Source organism: Paenibacillus pedocola, from assembly GCF_031599675.1.
GTDB classification, from domain to species: domain Bacteria; phylum Bacillota; class Bacilli; order Paenibacillales; family Paenibacillaceae; genus Paenibacillus_AQ; species Paenibacillus_AQ pedocola.
Window position 1 is genome coordinate 2704692 of sequence record NZ_CP134223.1, and the last position, 18055, is coordinate 2722746.

General features: G+C 45.7%; 22 protein-coding genes. 15 read left to right on the top strand and 7 right to left on the bottom strand.

Going from position 1 to position 18055, the window contains the following annotated elements:
• Both QU597_RS11530 and QU597_RS11535 read left to right on the top strand, forming a co-directional pair.
• On the top strand, positions 1 to 699 hold the full coding sequence (locus QU597_RS11530) for a Crp/Fnr family transcriptional regulator (protein WP_310832763.1): 699 nt from the start codon (positions 1 to 3) through the stop codon (positions 697 to 699).
• Between the two features lie 293 nt (positions 700 to 992).
• Positions 993 to 2690 carry a methyl-accepting chemotaxis protein gene (locus tag QU597_RS11535; protein ID WP_310832764.1) on the top strand — a complete coding sequence of 566 codons (1698 nt, stop codon included), beginning with the start codon at positions 993 to 995 and terminating at the stop codon, positions 2688 to 2690.
• 43 nt (positions 2691 to 2733) lie between these two features.
• On the opposite strand, the gene QU597_RS11540 is transcribed toward QU597_RS11535, so the two are convergent.
• Positions 2734 to 3156 (bottom strand): hypothetical protein, encoded by a 423-nt coding sequence (locus QU597_RS11540; RefSeq protein WP_310832765.1) that lies wholly within the window; start codon positions 3154 to 3156, stop codon positions 2734 to 2736.
• 198 nt (positions 3157 to 3354) lie between these two features.
• Here QU597_RS11540 and QU597_RS11545 point away from each other — a divergent pair, with 198 nt between their 5' ends.
• The 3 genes from QU597_RS11545 (at position 3355) to cysK (ending at position 6404) form a co-directional block, all read left to right on the top strand.
• Positions 3355 to 4275: an AraC family transcriptional regulator gene (locus QU597_RS11545; RefSeq protein WP_310832766.1), complete on the top strand. Its 921-nt coding sequence runs from the start codon at positions 3355 to 3357 to the stop codon at positions 4273 to 4275.
• Positions 4276 to 4446: 171 nt separating this feature from the next.
• The gene (locus QU597_RS11550) at positions 4447 to 5319 is read left to right on the top strand and encodes a DMT family transporter (RefSeq protein WP_310832767.1); all 873 of its coding nucleotides are present in this window, start codon (positions 4447 to 4449) and stop codon (positions 5317 to 5319) included.
• Between the two features lie 164 nt (positions 5320 to 5483).
• Entirely contained in the window at positions 5484 to 6404 is a 921-nt protein-coding gene (gene cysK, locus QU597_RS11555; RefSeq protein WP_310832768.1) for a cysteine synthase A, read from the top strand.
• 46 nt (positions 6405 to 6450) lie between these two features.
• Here cysK and QU597_RS11560 read toward each other — a convergent pair whose 3' ends face one another.
• From QU597_RS11560 to QU597_RS11575, 4 genes are all read right to left on the bottom strand, one after another.
• Positions 6451 to 6945, bottom strand: a complete 495-nt coding sequence (locus QU597_RS11560; RefSeq protein ID WP_310832769.1) for a VanZ family protein — start codon at positions 6943 to 6945, stop codon at positions 6451 to 6453.
• 23 nt (positions 6946 to 6968) lie between these two features.
• Complete coding sequence (locus tag QU597_RS11565) at positions 6969 to 7841, bottom strand: M15 family metallopeptidase (protein WP_310832770.1); 873 nt, start codon at positions 7839 to 7841, stop codon at positions 6969 to 6971.
• A gap of 98 nt (positions 7842 to 7939) precedes the next feature.
• The gene (locus QU597_RS11570) at positions 7940 to 9034 is read right to left on the bottom strand and encodes a HAMP domain-containing sensor histidine kinase (protein ID WP_310832771.1); all 1095 of its coding nucleotides are present in this window, start codon (positions 9032 to 9034) and stop codon (positions 7940 to 7942) included.
• A complete protein-coding gene (locus QU597_RS11575; protein WP_310832772.1) occupies positions 9027 to 9722 on the bottom strand; it encodes a response regulator transcription factor in 696 nt (231 codons plus the stop codon). Before QU597_RS11575 ends, QU597_RS11570 begins: the two co-directional genes overlap by 8 nt.
• A gap of 477 nt (positions 9723 to 10199) precedes the next feature.
• Between QU597_RS11575 and QU597_RS11580 the strand changes: the two genes are divergently transcribed.
• The 10 genes from QU597_RS11580 (at position 10200) to QU597_RS11625 (ending at position 16401) form a co-directional block, all read left to right on the top strand.
• Entirely contained in the window at positions 10200 to 11024 is an 825-nt protein-coding gene (locus tag QU597_RS11580; RefSeq protein ID WP_310832773.1) for a sensor histidine kinase, read from the top strand.
• Positions 10993 to 11658, top strand: a complete 666-nt coding sequence (locus QU597_RS11585) for a response regulator (protein WP_310832774.1) — start codon at positions 10993 to 10995, stop codon at positions 11656 to 11658. Before QU597_RS11580 ends, QU597_RS11585 begins: the two co-directional genes overlap by 32 nt.
• A gap of 59 nt (positions 11659 to 11717) precedes the next feature.
• Complete coding sequence (locus QU597_RS11590) at positions 11718 to 12374, top strand: YcnI family copper-binding membrane protein (protein ID WP_310832775.1); 657 nt, start codon at positions 11718 to 11720, stop codon at positions 12372 to 12374.
• Between the two features lie 265 nt (positions 12375 to 12639).
• Positions 12640 to 13152 (top strand): hypothetical protein, encoded by a 513-nt coding sequence (locus QU597_RS11595; protein WP_310832776.1) that lies wholly within the window; start codon positions 12640 to 12642, stop codon positions 13150 to 13152.
• 321 nt (positions 13153 to 13473) lie between these two features.
• The gene (locus tag QU597_RS11600; RefSeq protein WP_310832777.1) at positions 13474 to 13905 is read left to right on the top strand and encodes a hypothetical protein; all 432 of its coding nucleotides are present in this window, start codon (positions 13474 to 13476) and stop codon (positions 13903 to 13905) included.
• Positions 13906 to 14063: 158 nt separating this feature from the next.
• A complete protein-coding gene (locus QU597_RS11605) occupies positions 14064 to 14432 on the top strand; it encodes a hypothetical protein (protein WP_310832778.1) in 369 nt (122 codons plus the stop codon).
• Between the two features lie 216 nt (positions 14433 to 14648).
• The gene (locus QU597_RS11610) at positions 14649 to 15077 is read left to right on the top strand and encodes a hypothetical protein (RefSeq protein ID WP_310832779.1); all 429 of its coding nucleotides are present in this window, start codon (positions 14649 to 14651) and stop codon (positions 15075 to 15077) included.
• A gap of 36 nt (positions 15078 to 15113) precedes the next feature.
• Positions 15114 to 15485, top strand: a complete 372-nt coding sequence (locus QU597_RS11615) for a hypothetical protein (protein WP_310832780.1) — start codon at positions 15114 to 15116, stop codon at positions 15483 to 15485.
• Between the two features lie 159 nt (positions 15486 to 15644).
• A complete protein-coding gene (locus QU597_RS11620) occupies positions 15645 to 15992 on the top strand; it encodes a PIM8 family immunity protein (RefSeq protein WP_310832781.1) in 348 nt (115 codons plus the stop codon).
• A 106-nt stretch (positions 15993 to 16098) separates the two neighbouring features.
• Positions 16099 to 16401 (top strand): hypothetical protein, encoded by a 303-nt coding sequence (locus QU597_RS11625; RefSeq protein WP_310832782.1) that lies wholly within the window; start codon positions 16099 to 16101, stop codon positions 16399 to 16401.
• A 250-nt stretch (positions 16402 to 16651) separates the two neighbouring features.
• On the opposite strand, the gene QU597_RS11630 is transcribed toward QU597_RS11625, so the two are convergent.
• On the bottom strand, positions 16652 to 17131 hold the full coding sequence (locus tag QU597_RS11630) for a VOC family protein (protein ID WP_310832783.1): 480 nt from the start codon (positions 17129 to 17131) through the stop codon (positions 16652 to 16654).
• A 56-nt stretch (positions 17132 to 17187) separates the two neighbouring features.
• Positions 17188 to 17541, bottom strand: coding sequence for a VOC family protein (locus tag QU597_RS11635; protein ID WP_310832784.1), 354 nt, complete (start codon positions 17539 to 17541; stop codon positions 17188 to 17190).
• Positions 17542 to 18055 lie beyond the last annotated feature (514 nt).

The window sequence follows — 18055 nt, forward strand, 5'->3', positions numbered from 1 at the left end:
ATGCAGTCGATCATTGACCCGGAAGTAGTTCATAAGCTTGCCGAGCAAAATGGTCTCCGGGAGATGTTCAGCAGCGGTGTTATTGAGGCGATGGAGCTGCGAAGGTATGGTGACGGGGAGGCGGTCTGCTCGGTTGGTGACCGCCTGGAGAGCATGTTCATTCTCGTGCAGGGGAAGCTGAAAATTCATACGCTGCTGCCGAACGGGAAGTCTATGCTGGTGAGGTTCGCAAGGCCGATGTCAGTGATCGGGGATGTGGAGCTGCTCCGGCAGTATCCAGTCAAAAATGAAGTTGAATCTGTAGGCGATAGCCTGCTACTGGTGGCCGGTCGGAAGATGCTGCTGAAGGAGCTGGAGGAGAACACGGTGCTGCTGCGTTTTCTGATGGGGGAGCTAAGCCACAAGATGTATACGCTGGGCCAGACCTCTGCCCTGAATCTGCTCTATCCGGTGGAGAACCGGTTTGCCAGCTATCTGCTGTCCTTGTTCGAAGATAATGTCGGAGGCCAGCGGGTTGAGGAAATCCGCACCTCCAGCCTGACGGAGACCGCGGACCTGCTCGGAACAAGCTACCGCCATCTGAACCGGATTGTGCGGCGCTTCATCGAGGAAGGGATTATTGAACGGAAGCACGGCCGCCTGAGCGTGCTGAATAAAACCCGGCTAGCCCAGCTGGCTAACGGGAATTTATACGAATAGCTGATAATGGATTATGCAATGACCGTCGAGTCCGGCCTGGAGCCGCTCATGACGGTCTTTTTTTGCCGTTTTTTGGGCGAAGTATATTTTCAGCTAATGTTCAGCTTAAGCTTAAGGCTATTTAAGGTCCATTTAAGGCTAAGGCCGTAGGATAAAGCCAGAGGAAATGTTTAGCATTAGAACGGAAGCGGCAGGTCTGCTGCTGCTGAGAATGGAGGGCCGCACTGGGGTGTAAGGAATTCAATACATAACAACAGCATCACAGATTACATAAGAATGGGGAGAAAATAGTTATGTTCAAAGGAATCCGCGCAAGAATTTTAATGGGCTTCGCTGCAGTTATTCTCGTATTTATATCCGCTATAGCCGGCAATACATTTTTTCAGGGTAAAGCAACGATGCTGTCTGACCAGATCAACCGCAACTACAGCAAGCTGACGCTGGTGCAGGAGCTGACCGATAACATCCGTACGGCGGACGGGCTTGCCGCCAGATATGTGATGAGTAATACGGATGGAGACAGAACGACTTATCTGACCGCCTATGAGGCGGAGATTCCGGAAATCACAGCAGCCATCACGGTGCTCAAAAATGCCGGATTAAATGAAGCGGAGCTGGCAGGGATTACAGAGCTGGAAACCGGATGGAGCACTTATTTGACCACGCTGGAAAGTGCCTTCGCTCTGGCTAAGGAAGGGAATTTCCCGGCTGCGCAAAAAGAGTTCACCAACCTCTCGCTTGATTCAATCATAGACTCACAGCTGGTATTTGAGAATATGCTGAACGAAGAGATAGCGGCTGAGCAAAGCCAGGCGGAAGCGCACCGGGGTTCTGCATTGGGCATCAGCTTAGGGGTAACAGGCTTCTCTGTACTGCTGGCCGCGGTCATAGCACTGCTCCTCTCGCAGCGGATTCTGAAACCTATCCGTGATGTAAACGGGCAGCTAATGGAGATTGCAGACGGGGAAGCGGATCTGACCCGCAAGTTGACGGTCCGCAGCCAGGATGAGATTGGAGAGATGGCCCGTCACTTTAACCGGATGACGGATAATCTTGGCAGCATCATCGGGCAAGTCAGCCAGTCCGCGAACAGCCTGGCCGTATCTTCCTCCAAGCTTACCTTGGACAGCGGAATGACCGCAGCAACTACGGAACGGATTGCTGATATTATGGGCACTGTCGCTTCCGGTACGGATAAGCAGATGAATGATCTCCAGACCAACATGACGACCATTCTGGAGATGTCCGCCGCGATCCAGCAGATCGCTGCAAGTGTGCAGGATATTTCCGATGCATCCCTGCGTTCCGCAGATTACACCATTTCCGGCGATGAATCGCTGCAGGCAGCCTCCCGTCAGATGGCTTCCATCAACCGCTCGATTCAATCGCTGTCCCAGCAGGTGCTTGGGTTCGTGGAACGTTCACAGGAAATTGGCAGTATCGTGGACGTGATTAAAGGGATTGCTTCACAGACCAATATGCTGGCCCTGAACGCAACTATCGAAGCGGCGCGTGCCGGAGAGCAGGGCAGAGGGTTTGCTGTTGTTGCCGATCAGGTACGCAAGCTGGCAGAACAATCGGGTGAATCCGCCAGCCTTATTGCCGGAATGGCGGCCAGCATTCAGACCGATGCCGCGAGTGCGGTGAAAATGATGAAGAGCAGCATGAGCGAGGTAGAGGAGGGAACCGGAATTATTGAGCAGGCTGGCCGTTCCTTCGGTGAAATCCGCATTTCGATTGACACGCTGGCCGGGCAAGTACAAGAGGTATCGGGAGCGGTGGAGGAAATTACGGCAGCTACGGATGAGATTGTGGTCTCAATCCGCAACGTAACAGAGATCTCAGAAACAACCGCCTCCAATACACAGCATGTCTCCGCAGCTTCTCAGGAGCAGATGGCTTCGGTCGAACAAATCGCCTCCTCAGCAAGTAACCTTAGCACAATGGCGCAGGGTCTGCAGGGTCTGGTAGCAAGATTTAACGTAGCTTAGCAAAATAAAAGATAGAAAGACCCTGCCCGACGGCAGGGTCTTTCTATTGATCTCGTTTTCCCCGCAGATATTTCAGGTCTTTAATCAATCCTATGATAAGAAAAACAACCATCAGCATCAGAGTTATTGGCCCCGTAATTAAGACAAACCAGAAGATGGTCCCGCCGTTAAATGCTGAAAGGCAAAATAAAGAGAAAAGATGAATATTAAAGATCATTAACGGATAATTCAGCCAACGTAAATAGGCTATCCGTTTCAGGCTTAGGATACAAAAGAGAATATAGACGGCCAAGGGAGGCGTTGTCATTAAGAAATAGGGCAGGATTTGACCGTCTTCGGGCATGCTTGCTTCACTAAAAAAACCATGCCGGTTTCCATATGGCGTAGCTACGAAGAAAAAATAAGCAATAATCGCAACAGATGCCAGCAATACGTAAATATCCATATTTTTTCGCTTAGCCGTCATAAATCAGCCTCCAATACTTTAACATATTCGATGCACGGCCATAATGTCCTCTCAGACAAAGCTTTCAGCTAATATTGAAGAGGAGGGGTTCACACGTTGCATAAACCAGTAACTTCTTGCTATTCTGAGAAATAGTAACAGTTTGATCAACAGCTTTTATTCAGTATCCACAATATTATCGGGATTGAGGGAAACCAGGTGAACAATGATTACATGGCGCGTATTCAGGCTGTTCTTCAGTTTATCGAGGAGAATTTAGAACAGGATCTGACTCTGGATAGGCTCGCTGAGGTATCGAATTTTTCGAAGTTTCATTTTTCCAGAATCTTTTCGGCAGTCATACATAAAACGCCCATGATCTATCTTACGGAGAGACGTCTGCATCACGCGGTTACCTATCTGACTGCAACGAATAAAACGATGCTGGATATTTCATCGCTATGCGGCTTTACTTCCGTCTCCAGCTTCAATTCCTCATTCAAAAAGCGATATAAGACCACACCAAGCGCAATGAGAAGGTCCATGCAGGAACATAGCAACATTCCGTTAATCCCCGGCAATAATCAGGAAGATTTGTCCCTCTCGAAAAATTATGATTTGAGTAGCAAAAACAATAATAATTTTCTGAGGAGAGTGTGGGATATGAACATTGAGGTAAAAGAGCTTCCAGACTATCAGGTAGCATTTGCAAGGCACATTGGCAGCTATCTTGAAACGTATAAGGCTTGGGAAACACTCGGCAAGTGGGCGCAGGAGAACGTTATACCGCGGGAGCAATATTTTATCGGAATCTCTTTGGATGATCCAAGTGTAACCGACGAACAATTCTGCAGGTACGATGCTTGCATCACACTTCCGGAAGGATTCTCTGCAGAGAGCGGTTCGGGCATTGAGTTTAAAACGTTATCCGGCGGGCAATATGCCCTGTACAAGTTCTATGATACGATCGAAAAATTAGCGATTGCTTACCAAAGCGTGTACGGCGGATGGCTGCCTAACAGTGATTTTGAACCGGATGACCGACATGCGCTGGAGTTTTGTATGAATGATCCATATGCTGATCCTGAGGGCAAGGCGAAGGTTGATCTTTACATCCCGATAAAGCGTACCCTACCCTAATCTATCATTTACGTTTAGAATATAAGGAATTAATGTAATGGAAAGTGAGCTGAAACAGATGATGAAGTCACCATTATTTGAAAATGATGTACCAGTAGTTCTTCTTCCTTAACGGCGGAAAACTACAACTCCGTTAAGGACAGGGACTGTCTAATACACGGAGGGTGCAAAATGAAGAACACTTTAATCGGATCATTGTATTTATCGCTTGCGGCCAGTATTTGGGGCGGGATGTATGTTGTTGTGAAGCATGTGGTCGGCGTTGTGCCACCCCTTGAACTGGTATGGATTCGTTATGTCATTGCTATTACTGCGCTGCTGATCATCGGTTTGGTTACTAAACAGTCATGGCGTATAGATAAACGGGATATGCTCCTGATTTTCATGCTCGGACTGATTGGAAACACCCTTTCCATCCTAACCCAGGAAGCGGGTACTATGCTGTCAACAGCACAAATGGGTGCCATTATCACTTCAACGACACCTGCGTTTAGGGTGCTGTTTGCCCGAATTCTGCTTAAGGAAAAGCTAACGCTAAAAAAAGCAGTTTCTCTCTTGTTGGCAACGGTTGGAGTCGGCATTATTGTCGGAGCGGGCAGTTTTGATCCGTCGCTTCAGCTTGGGGGCGTATCTCTACTTATCGCAGCACTTACTTGGGCACTTATGTCTGTTCTTATTAAAAAAGTACCTGGGCACTATTCTCAAATTGTTGTAACGTTTTATACGATCCTTGTGGCCATTGTGTTACTTACACCTGTCACAATCAGCAGATTACCCGAACTTGATGTCGCGGCCATGATGCATCCCTCGATTTGGGGCGGATTATTGTACTTAGGCGTGATTTCGACAGCCTGCGGCTTTTTATTGTGGAACCGCGGACTGCAAATGCTCAAAGCTTCAAGCGGCGGATTATTTTTCTTTTTCCAGCCTGTTGTCGGGACTTTTTTAGGGTGGCTGTTACTTGGTGAGCAGATTGGTCTGACCTTTTGGATAGGTACAATCTTAATTTTTATAGGTGTACTATTAGTCATTGGTGAAGAGTAAGATCAATCGAACTGCGGCAGTCCAGGACTTGCTTTCTTGTCCATGGCTGCCGCTTTTTCCTTGAACCCTGAACCGCCGCTAGTCCTGCCAATCGACAAATGCCAGCCTTTAAGTCTACAATGGGGGATACAGCATGTATGGATAGTAATAAGGAGGACAACAGAATGAGATCCCTGGTAGTGAACAATATTACGGAACTGATCGGGAACACACCGGCAGTCCGGCTGAACCGGCTGGCGGGGCCGGATGACGCGGAAGTATATGTGAAGCTGGAAATGTTCAATCCCAGCGGCAGTGTTAAGGACCGGGCAGCGTATAATCTGATCCTCCAGGCGGAGCTGGACGGAAGACTTAAGCCCGGCGGAACGATTATCGAGCCGACGAGCGGCAATACGGGCATCGGCCTGGCGATGAACGCTGCAGCAAAGGGCTACAAGGCCATTCTAGTCATGCCGGATAATATGACGAAAGAACGGATCAATATCCTGAAAGCCTACGGCGCGGAAGTGGTGCTGACTCCTGCGGCAGAGCGGATGCCGGGAGCGATAGCTAAGGCACTGGAGCTGGGTGCGGGCATACCTGACAGCTTTATCCCGCAGCAGTTCGAGAACAAAGCCAATCCCGACATCCACCGCACGACGACAGCACCGGAAATTCTGGATCAGATGGAGGGACGGCTCGATGTATTCGTCGCCACTTCAGGAACAGGAGGTACGATTACCGGTACGGGAGAAGTGCTGCGCGGGCAGCTGCCGGATCTGCGGGTCGTAGTTGTGGAGCCGCAAGGATCGCCTGTACTCTCCGGCGGACAGCCAGGACCGCATAAGCTGGTCGGCACGAGTCCGGGCTTCATCCCGGCAATCCTCAATACTGAGGTGTATGAGGAAATTGTCCAGGTTGCCGATGAAGATGCCCTGGAGACAGTCCGGGCGCTGGCGAGCCAAGAGGGGATATTAATCGGCCCTTCAGGCGGTGCAGCGGTATGGACGGCGCTGCAGGAAGCGCGCCGGCTGGGCCCCGGCAAGCGGGTGCTGTGTATTGCTCCGGATACAGGGGAAAGGTATCTTAGTATGGGAATATATTAATTCTTTAATGGAAGCATCATTAGCCGTAAGACTGATCGGCCCTTCGTCACTTTTCTGTGACCGAAGGGCTTTTTCGCGTGCCCTTCCACAGCCTGAACAGGCCATAACCCAGCATGCCCCCGAAGGTATTCAGAATAAGATCATCCACATCAAAGGTTCCAATCGAGAATAGGCCTTGTGCACATTCCAGCAAGGCACTTAATCCAAAAGCCCGAAGGACCAGCCCGCGCCAGGAAAGGCTCCGGTTAAGAGACAGGAACGCTGTAAATAAACCGAACGGTATGAACAGCAGTATATTGCCGATAAAATTCAACAGCGTAGTAGCTGTAAGATGATGAAAGGTATTCAATATGGTAGCCAGCGGGACTAAATTGCCCATCTGCAGCTGACGCTCTATGGTGTCAGGACTCCGCTGAAGCTGATGCCAGAGGAAAGGGAAATCAATCGGGCTGAACTTGAACAGAATGATTTTGAACAAAATATAGATATATACTGCATACAAAGCCTGTAATCCGTACTGGCGAAATTTAAGCAGATTCATCGGGGTTCCCGCCTTCTTATATATTATTGATTGCTGTCATGATATACCGTTACAATCACTCCATCCATGTTGTTGCCCGAGACCTCATAGTGCCGGCCTGCGGGAATGGTGAACGGGGTGTTGCCGGTAACAGGAACGTAGCTGATTTGGTATTGCCTGCCATCTACTGCTGCTGTTATGATCTTCTCCTTTTTGAGAAACTCCAGATATTCCTCAATGGTTAGGTTCTTGTCACGCATAATGATGCTGTGCGGCAATCCGACATAGCGGAAATGCCAGGGTTCATATTGAATGCCGGTGATGTCTGTCTTATCCTGCGGATAACGTAAAATAAATCCGTAGTCCCAGGCATTCTCCTCAAGCCATTGCCCTTCGGGTGCATGGTTCATTTCCATCTGTGTAGATCCGATGTCCAGCGATAATCCAAGGTTATGTTCACTGTGGCCGGGGGGCAGAGCAACTTCAGCGCCTTTCTCCTCATAGAGCCGCTCCTGCTCCTCTTTGCCGCGGTAACCGCTGCTGATCAGAAAATGCGTAACACCTTGGCGTCCGGCGGCTTCTACCATGGCGGAGAACTTTTCCGCTACCTTCTGCGACAGCATGATTTTGTTGTTAAGCAGCCCGTATCCATCCGTCAGCTCGTGATGTTGGAACAGGTTAACGATGTCGGGGGTAACACCCGTCTTATGTACAGGATAATCCTTGTTGACCAGCAGCAGATTTCCCTGATAAATCTGATTTTTCGAAAGGACTGTTATATCAAAACCTCCGGATTCTCCAGTCATAGCGCGGACAGTTTCTGCTCCATGCGAATTATAGTTAACCTCCTTATTCTGATGGAGCGCCTCATAACCCACCAGCAAAAGGATGACAGCCCAAAAAACCCACTTCTTCATTTCGGTTTCCTCCTTATCTTCATGTCTAAAGAATAGAGGCAACCGTTTAAAAAGAAGTGGGGTAAAGTTAAAGTTTTTCTTAAATTCGCTTAGCAGAGTTATTGTGGCCGCGGCAGGCGGACTTCAAAGAGCGTACGGATAGGGTCGCTTTCCACTGTGATTGTACCGTTATGCTGCTCTACGATATTTTTGGCAATGAATAATCCGAGTCCGGTGCCGCCTTCAGGATGCTGCCGCGCCCGGTCACCGGTATAGAACATATCGAACAGATAAGGCAGATCCGGCTTTGGAATGCTGCCGCCGTAATTGATCACTTGAACGACCGCTTGCTCCCCCTCGGGGTAACTGCGGATGTCGACATATTGGCCATCTTTGCCGTACCGCACGGCATTGGTGAGCAGGTTCTCAAATACGCGTGCCAGCAGCTCGCCGTCACCTTCAATCTCCATCTGCGGCGTGATCTCCAGCCGGGCACGGAGCCCGTTGTTGTCCAGGAGCGGATAGAGCTCTTCGTTTAACTGGACCAGCAGCTCGCTCAGGTCAAGGAGACGCTTATCGAGGGTCAGCATGCCGTAATTCATCCGGGTGATTTCAAACAGCTCATCAATGAGCCTTTCCAGCCGCTGGGACTTGGTATAGGCAATCGAGGTATAATGCCTGATTTGTTCGGCGGATAACTCTCCGTCGTTCAGGACATAGTCGAGATAACCCAGCACAGACGTCAGCGGCGTACGCAGGTCATGAGCCAGATTCAGCACCAGCTGATCCTTGCTGTTCTCGGCGAAATCCCCGCGCTCTACCGCTTGCTGCAGCTTACCGCTGGCCAGATTCAAATCAGCGGCAATATCGCCAAACTCGTCGCTTGCGGAGATATCAATCCGGCTGTTGAAGTCCCCGTTAGCCAGCTGGCGGATATGCTGCGAAATCTCCCGGAAGTAGCGGGCGTAGGGCTTGGTGAAGAGGAAGAAGAACAGCAGTGCCAGCGGAATGAAAAAAATCAGGAAGAAATTCAGATCGCCGATATTGCCGATGATGTAGCGGAATCTGGCCAGAGAGTCCTCGGCCTTAACCTGAGAAACATAATATGTTTGCAAAACCTTATACAATGCATAAGTAAGCGTGCCGGAGCAGAGCATGCTCAGGACAAGCAGCAGGATCATGGTGAAGCGGAAGCTGCGGAACAGTTTAGCCATTGAATGTATACCCTACCCCCCAGATCGTTTTAATCCATTTATTTTTATTCTGCTCCTCACCAAGCTTTTTGCGCAGCGTGCGGATATGCACCATAACGGTATTCCCGCTCTCATAATAGGTTTCGCCCCAGACCTGCTGGAATAACTGCTCTGCGCTGAATACTTTCTTGGGGTAGCTTGCCAGCAGATAGAGAATATCGAACTCCTTGGGTGTCAGCTCCACGTTGTTCCCGAAGACAGTAACGGTCCGGCGGTCCGGATCAATCATCAGTCCCCCGGCTTCAAGCACCGCCTTTTGTTCGGCCTGCGGCTGATTAAGCTGCATAGAACGGCGCAGCTGCGCGTTCACCCGGGCGACCAGCTCCATGGGATTAAACGGCTTGGTCATATAATCGTCGGCTCCGATGACGAGGCCGGTGATTTTATCCAGGTCCGAGGTTTTGGCACTTAAAAAGATAATCGGCAGCCTGTGCTGCTCCCGGATCTGCCGGGTGACCTCATGCCCGTCCAGCCCGGGCATCATAATATCGAGCACCGCCAAATCGATATGCTGCGATTGGACCGCCTGAACGGCTGCTCTCCCGTCGGTAACCTTGACGGGATGATAGCCTTCTTTTTCCAGATGTAGTCCGACCAGATCGGCAATTTCGGCATCGTCATCGGCGATAAGAATCGTTATCCGTTTCATTTCATTTCCGCTCCTGTTAGAATTAACTAGATTTTGCACCTGTGCGGCGCTTTGCTCCTAGTGTACCTTATCGGAAGTTGTTTCGCGAACCGTAATCGTGAATAATAGGTACAGGCTGCTTTATTCGGCGATTGCTAAGAAATAGAGGCTGCACTATATAAATTGAACTTAGAAAATAAACATTTAGGAAGAAGTGACGGAGGGGGATTTTGGAACTGTATGAGCGGTAGCGTCCGCCTTTGTTCACAGATTTCAACCGCTACTAGCGGATCATATTAGGGAATCTCGATTTATGTAATCTGCCGGGTGAGAGAGTTACTTTTTAAATACTTAATTTTGTAACATTTATAGAAACAGCGTAGCCCGAAAGAGTCATGCCGGGGCTTAGCCGGAGATGGTAAGGTTAGAATCAGGATTTAGGAGGGGACAGCAACGTATACGAGAATCAAGCTGCTAATTCTGCTGCTTCCAACGCTTATGGTCGGCATCTGGGAATTTGTGCGCCACCAGTTTTTGATGCCTTATATTTCGATGGATATGGGAAACTATTTAACGCCTGCGCTTGTCTTTCTGTTCAGTATTGTACTGCTGCTGCCGCTGTTCCGGATCATGGAGCGGAATCAGCGGGAGCTTGAACGGGAGCGGGCAGCAACTGCTGCGATGGAAGCCCGCGAAGGCTTGGCCAAGGAGCTGCATGACGGGATGGCGCAGTCTCTGTTCCTGTTGTCGGTGCGGATAGACCGCCTGGAACAGAACCGGAAGAACGGCGGGATTAGCGCAGAGAGTGTGGATCAGATTAAAAAGACGGTCCATGAGGTGAACCGTTATGTACGTCAGGCGATTGCCAGTCTCAAGGTGCCAGTCACCGGCAAGGCGGAATACTCGCTGGAACGTTCAGTGAAGGAGCAGTTGTCGGCAATCGCCAGTGAGGTGATGATCGATGTCTCGCTGAATTGGAGCCTGCAGGAGGATGCATTAACGGCTGCTGAACAAGCCGAGCTGCTGGCCTGCATCCGTGAAGCGATTATCAACGTGCGCAAGCATACCCGGGCAGGCAAGGTTGCCATCTCTGGCCAGGGCGATCAGCGGCACTGGAGAGTGACCGTTGCGGATAACGGTGCGGGTATTATACATAGCGATCCTTTTGCGGTGAGCGGAAGCTACGGCCTTCAGATTATGAAGGAGCGTGCTGAGAGCATGGGCTGGCAGCTTGCCCTGAAATCCGCTGCCGGGGGGACGATAGTGGAACTAACGAAAGGGGGGGCTGCGGATGAACCGCTGCCGGGTACTGATCGTCGATGATCATGCGCATGCGCGTGAAGCAATGGGCGAGATTCTGTCGCTGGATGAACGTTTCGAAGTGATTGGGGCAGTAGGAAGCGGGGCCGAGGCGATGGTCTGGACCGGGCAATGGATGCCCGACCTTATTCTGATCGACATTGAAATGCCGGGAATGGACGGGCTGGAGACTACACGGCGGATCAAGCTGGAGTACCCTTATGTCAAGATCGTCATCGTCACCGTGTCGGATGAAATCTCTTATTTATTCGAGGCGCTGAAGCAGGGCGCACAGGGGTATTTGCTGAAGAACCTGGCTCCTTCGACCTGGATTGAATATCTGCTGGCGATTGTTAGTGAAGAGGTTCCGCTGAGCCGGGAGCTGGCTTTTCAGATTCTCAAGGAATTTGCAGTGACCTCCGTGAAGGAGGAGCGGGAAGCATTAACAGCGCGGGAGAAGGAAATACTGGGCTGTGTATCCTCTGGTTCCACGAATAGGGAAATCGGAGCAACCCTCGGCATCTCCGAGCACACGGTCAAAAACCACCTTAAAAACATCCTGCAAAAGCTACAGCTACAGAATCGGACGCAGCTGACACGGTATGCCCTGGAGCAGGGGCTGGCCTCACGGGAGCGGGATTTTCCGCGGAAGAGATAGAGGAGAAACATAGAGATGAACATTAATATCATTGAGAATTCAAAGAGGGGGAATTATTTTTGAATAAATTGCTTCGTAAACTAATGACTCTAGCTATGCCCTCAGCTGCTGTGCTGATGCTGTTCGCAGCGGTAGCCAGTGCGCATGTAACCGTTGCTCCGGCCGAGTCAACCACTGGAGCCTGGGAGACTTATACCCTTAAAGTGCCTTCGGAAAAAGACGCCGCCACTGTGCAGGTGGACCTGCGCATTCCGGAAGGAGCCGAGTTCAAGCAGTATGAAGCTGTGCCGGGCTGGAACGTGACTATTGACGGCAACAAAGTCAGCTGGACAGCGACGGGGGAAGGCATTCAGGCCGGCCAGTTCCAGCGCTTTTATTTTACAGCCCAGAACCCGGATACCGCAGGCGATATCGCCTGGGATGCCTACCAGCATTATGCGGACGGCAGTCTAGTGCAGTGGTCTGGTGAGGAAGGCACGGAATCCCCGCATTCCATTACAGCGATTGTAGAGGCAGCGGCAGGCAGTGACAGCCACTCGCATGGTTCGATGGATATGGGAAACGGCGATTCCATGAGTATGGATGAGCACAATGCGATCATGGAAAATGTGGACAAATCCACAGGTACCTCACCGCTTCTTTATATCACGCTGGGCATCTCTCTGCTGTCGTTTCTGCTGGCGGCGATAAGTCTGCTGCGGGGGAAGAAGGAGTAGGGCGGGGAGAAGTCGGAGTGAATTCTTATAATCTACGATAATGTGAGACTGCGGATGTGTCATCCTTTAGGGGGTGGCGCGGTCCGCAGTTTTTTGTTGTGTATGGAACTGGAATTGACTACATTAGAAATGTATGGGATACAGATTGTAAAATGGTACATATGGAGATTGTTCAAAGCTAAGCTCCCGGACGAGGTATACGATTTTAGACTGAATAAATAGATTTGACTCTTCCTGATGTAGGGGAACACTGAGGAGGCGGAATATGTTCAATAAGGCTAGTACAGTGATGAAAATTATTATTTCATTTACGTTGGTTGTGATTATAGTGCCTCTCTTACTAAACTTTATTCCGATCAGGTTGGCCATCGAACTCGATGATGCACAACAAAACTTAGGAATCGGAAGATATATTTGTATCACAGATTATAAGGAAAAGGTTGCTGTTGATACTGAATGGTTTGCACAAGCAGACAACAACTCCCATTTGGATAGGACATCTGCTGTGAGAGTATCTGGAGATAGCCCGGACAGATATTTATCTGAAAAAGAGTTTGGGAGCTTTGATTCAGAAAATACATTTCTATTAATAGGTAATATTGATCGTTTCGAAGAGGATAAGGGTGGGTATTTTTTGAATTCATATTTAAATGTTGATAAATGGAAAATTATATATCCGATTGAAAGGGAGTCCATTAGAAAATATTTCACGTCCAAAAGCTACCTCAACATCTATGATTTTGACTTGATGAAGATAATGAAAAACTTGTGGAGATAGAGATAGTACAAGTCAGGAGGAGAGATGAAAACATTATTAAGACCTATTGTTGGAACTAAACTACAATATTCTGCTGAACAAATTAAGTAGAGATAACCAAATGTAATCACAAGGAGAAAAAGATGGCCATACCGCCTAGCCTTCTTTATGTTCCAAGATGACAATAATGAGCATAAGGAAACTGAATTGCAAAAATTGTGGAAGCGGGTATGCAGACAAGGGGACTTAGCAGTATACCTGGAAATGTAGTGTATTTGAAGGAGGAGGATTTAAATATCAATATATTATCTGGATAATGTCTTTCAGGGACGAAGTAATGGCATGGATTTCTTGTTAGACGTTTTATACAGTTTTCAAGTTGGTGAAGACAAGTTGTATTTCGAATATGGCTATTCATACATCGTAGAATTTCCGTACAAGAATATCGTAAACTTCGAAGATGCTGTTCGGCGGATCTGGTTTTGTCCCTGTGACAAAGAAGAGGCAAAATCTTTAGTGGGTTTTGATTTCTTACATAACTGTATCGTTCTGAAAAACGACAGAGACATGGGATCATGCAAGTACAGACTTTTGGTTGTTGAGAGTCCAGAATCTGTTGAGTTAAAGGTTGCGGAGATTGAAGAAGGAAGCTTTCAGGAACTGCTAAAGAATAGTCTACAACCTTATCTGGAACAGGGAGTCAGAGTTCTGACAGAGCAAGTGTATATTGACATGATTGAGGGTTACATTGCGGGAGGCAGAGAGGATTTCTAAATGTACATGAAGTATGAAAAACCCGAAATTGTAGTTTGAAATTGTCTGACAACCGGTATGGCTATTGAAAGAAACGGGGGATAAAGCTGAAAAAGGCAGGGAGATTTAAAAGAACTCTACTCACTGTATCACTAGTTGTAGTGGCAACTCCAATTGTATTGAACTTTATTCCAATTAAGTTTGCTATACAACTTGATGAGGCGCAAAAAACGCTAAAAAAAGGAAGATATATCTGTGTTACAGAATCAAAATATGTACTTGATACGGGATGGAGTGCCAAAACAAGCATCAATACACATTTAGAGCGGGATCTTGCAGTGAGAGTATCTATGAATAGTCCAAATAAGTATTTATCTGATAAGGAGTTTGATTTTAAATGGTATGAGTTGGCAAATGAATTTCTATTATCCGGTCGAGTCGAACGTTATGAAGAAGATTCTAGTACCAATGTATTATATGCCGATCTAGAGGTAGACAAATGGAACATCATTTATCCGATAAAAAGAACAACATACAATATGGAGTAAGTAAGGCAGGAGAATACATATGAATATCTATGACGTTAATTTTGCAAGTGAACTCCAAAAAAATAAAGTTGTTTACGAGAAGAACACTACTTCTAGAAATAGCCTGTCAAAAGAAATCACTATCGAATTCTCCAATGAAGAGATAAAGTTGCGTATTGTAACAAATACAATTAGAAACACAAGAATCCTACCTTTATTGATCAGATAAATAAACAAATGAGTGTTGATGATCTAGATAAATGTATCTCTGTTAATAACCAAATTTATTTTCAAATTGAAACAATGTTAACGCATAAGCTAAATATTGCAAAAGTATTGGCTAATACTACAATCATTGATAATAGCAAATTTGATCAGTTAATTGAAAGTTATGATTATAGATGGGACAGCTTTCAGACGGTTTTGAATTTTATTAATACATATAAAGAGCATCCAAGTGAAGAAGATTTAACTTTATTTCTGTTAGGGACAACAGGGAAGTTACTAGCTGAATTTCTATCTGAACAAGGGTTAGTTGAATATTCTCGTGAAATGAACGGATATGCTGTAACCTTCAAAAACAGTCACATTGCAAGTGATTATTTTATTGAGGACTTAGTTACATTTATTAGCCAATTAGGCTTTGCAAGTGTGCCTTGGCCTTAGATTATATGTGAAATACCAGGATAAGGGAGAATAAGAATGAAGGTTCATTATTTAACCGATATATTCCAGGAAACAAATGATGGCTCGGATTTTTTGAGAGCGCTCATATTTGCTTTTGCGAGTAGTGAGGAATTTCTTTATTTGGAATATAATATCCACGAAAGTGACCCGATGTATTATTCACATAATGTTGAATTATTTATGAGCAAATTTAAACAACCGTGGTTTCGTCCGAAAAGTATTCACGAGTCCCTTAAGATAGAACCGAGTTTCCTAGTAGAAGCTATAGTTTTGTCAAAAAACAAAGACATTGACTCATGGAAGTTCAAACTTAGTGTAATTGAAAGCCCTGAGACCATTGATCTAAAGGTTACTGAAATTACGAAGGGTTTTTCAGGAACTGCTTGAAACCAGCTTAAAACCGTTCCTGGATCAGGGGGTCAAGGTTCTGACTGAGAAGATGTATGCTGAAAAGCTTAAAGAACAATTCTTGAGGTACGGTATTTATATCTCGTAGAAAATTGCAAAAAAATCATCAAACCCATAACTATTAAGGAGCCATTAAACTTGAACAAATACAACGATCTTATATCTGATTTTTATCAAATCCAAGAGGGTTTTGGTTATTTAACTTCCTTTCGTTTAACGAGAGGTACAGAGATAGAGGGATTGGAGGTTTCTTTACAAATTACTCTTTCTAAATCAACTTTTGATTACGATGAACAATTGTTAATAACTTTCACAGGTGTGCAGGATCTGACATTAGGACATTTAACGGGCTTATTTTGGCTAGCTTTCGATATCTCAGATATTTCTAAAGACCAGTTAGAGGGTATCAGATACAAGGTTGATGAATGTGAGGGAAATGTATTTAGTTTATATTGCAGTCAAATCACTTTTGAAGTCTTAGTGTAGTTAACAAACCTCATAAAAAGGGAAGTAGAAACTTTGAGCGGTATTAACCTAGAAGAGTTTAATAAATTTATTAAAGGGCTGAAACAAACGCTTTAAGGGAGGGCAAGTGCTCTTACTTACAGCATCTATTTCTTTTGAAAACTTACCTTTTAATATTAGTGTGAACATGAGGCCGGGCATAGATTTTGGAAATGGAATTACTTATTCGGGAGCATTAACTGCAACCAAAACAATAGAAAAGTTTATTATGAATGAATGGTACGAAGTGTATATCGAGATGTTTACAGTTGACGAGGAGGTATTTGGGTTAATAAGCGGATTTTTAAAAAAAAGATGCATCTTTAAAATGAAAGCAGGAAGTAGGGAAGTGGGCAGAGGAAGAGTAATTGATTATTTGTATTATCAATAATTTCAAAGGCTACATGCGAGTATAAACTCCGTAAGTTTACCATATTATGTCCCATCTAGTGCCGAGTGAAGCGTGCCGTCTTGTCTAATTAAGATTTATCTTCATCAACTCCGCATGACTTACCTCAAAGTGAACGCTTTGAAGGGCTTACTGCTCCTCATGCTTATGATTCCTAATAAATTAATGTAAACAGTGGGTAAGGAGCTCAATAGCAGATGGAACCGGAGTTTACCTGTGAAGAATTATACTTTCAGTTAATTGAATGATTTATTGCCCCTTCTACGTACTCCTTTGGCATGGCAGTTTTTTTAACTATCTCATCCAAAGAGAGACCTAGCTCATGAAGACGATTTACCACAATTTCCATTGTTTCGCCAATTGATATAACATGTTTATCGGGATCATAGAATGTAATCCCCCTCTGCCCCCAGGGTGCTTCTTGAATTTCATTAAGAAATTCAACCTCTATTTGTTTAAGCTCATTATATATTTCATCTAACTCTTCAGTTTCAAAATTTAAGTCCACACTATTTGATCCGTATATTACTTTGTTGGATCCTTTGTTGAAGTGTACTTCATCAAAATGTGATCTTAAATGAATTGCTAAGTTGCCCTCAAATGATACATTTACTCCGAAGTCATGTATAACTTTTTGTTTTAGTTTTTTTTCATAAAAGTCTCTTGAACGTTCAAGGTTCTCAACTAGAATTATAGGTCCGATAAATTTCATTTCTTTATCACCCTTTTTATGAAATTAAGTTAAATTGACACAATGGTACTTAATATTCATCGATTGTATCCCCCAAAACCCAGTTCATTTCCATCCAGATCTTTAATTGTAAATTTACGTGTTCCCCAAGGAGTGTCGAATAAAGGTTCAACAACGTCAACCTTGTCTTTTAGAGCTTCCCAGAGTTCATCAACATTTGCTACATCAAAGTTTAATCTGCCGTGCGAACGTTCACCTTTAACCTCCATTATTGCAAACTTTGCCCCTTCTTCTGATTTAAAATCATAATAGGTAGGAATATCATGGGGCCATCCGCCATCGTTTTCAAAACCAAGTATCTCTTCATACCAATTCAATGCCTTACCAATATCCGAAACGTTTACTCTTACATGATTAAGCCGTGTTTTCATTATGTATCACCTCTATAATAAATATCTTTATTATACTTGTTTATCCATTTATTTGCATACAAATCAGGCAAGGAAGTGTACACGAATTATGAGCCTTATTTGTTGGATCTGGGTGTGTCAGAAAATTCGCTAGGGTAGAAACACTGTATTGTAATTGGTTCATTTAAACTGATGAATTTCTACGGGATAAAATATATTAACAGAAAATTTAAGGCAGGGAGAGCCGGGAGAATACTGAATATTTTGGAATACTGCGGATTCGTCGTCCTATATGGGATGGAGGGGTCCGCAGTTTTTATTGAATATAGGGCTGGGATTTACTACATTAGAAATGTATGGGGTGCATATTGTAAATTGGCAAAAGAGCTATTAAATAAAAATGAATAACCTATCAATTGCTAGAAAGAAAATTGATGTTAAAGGTAATATCGACATTACTGACTTCAACTGGTACTTGGAAAGGGTATTGCCTGTTTTTTGAATTCAGGTTTGCAGGTAGAACGAATCAATTGTG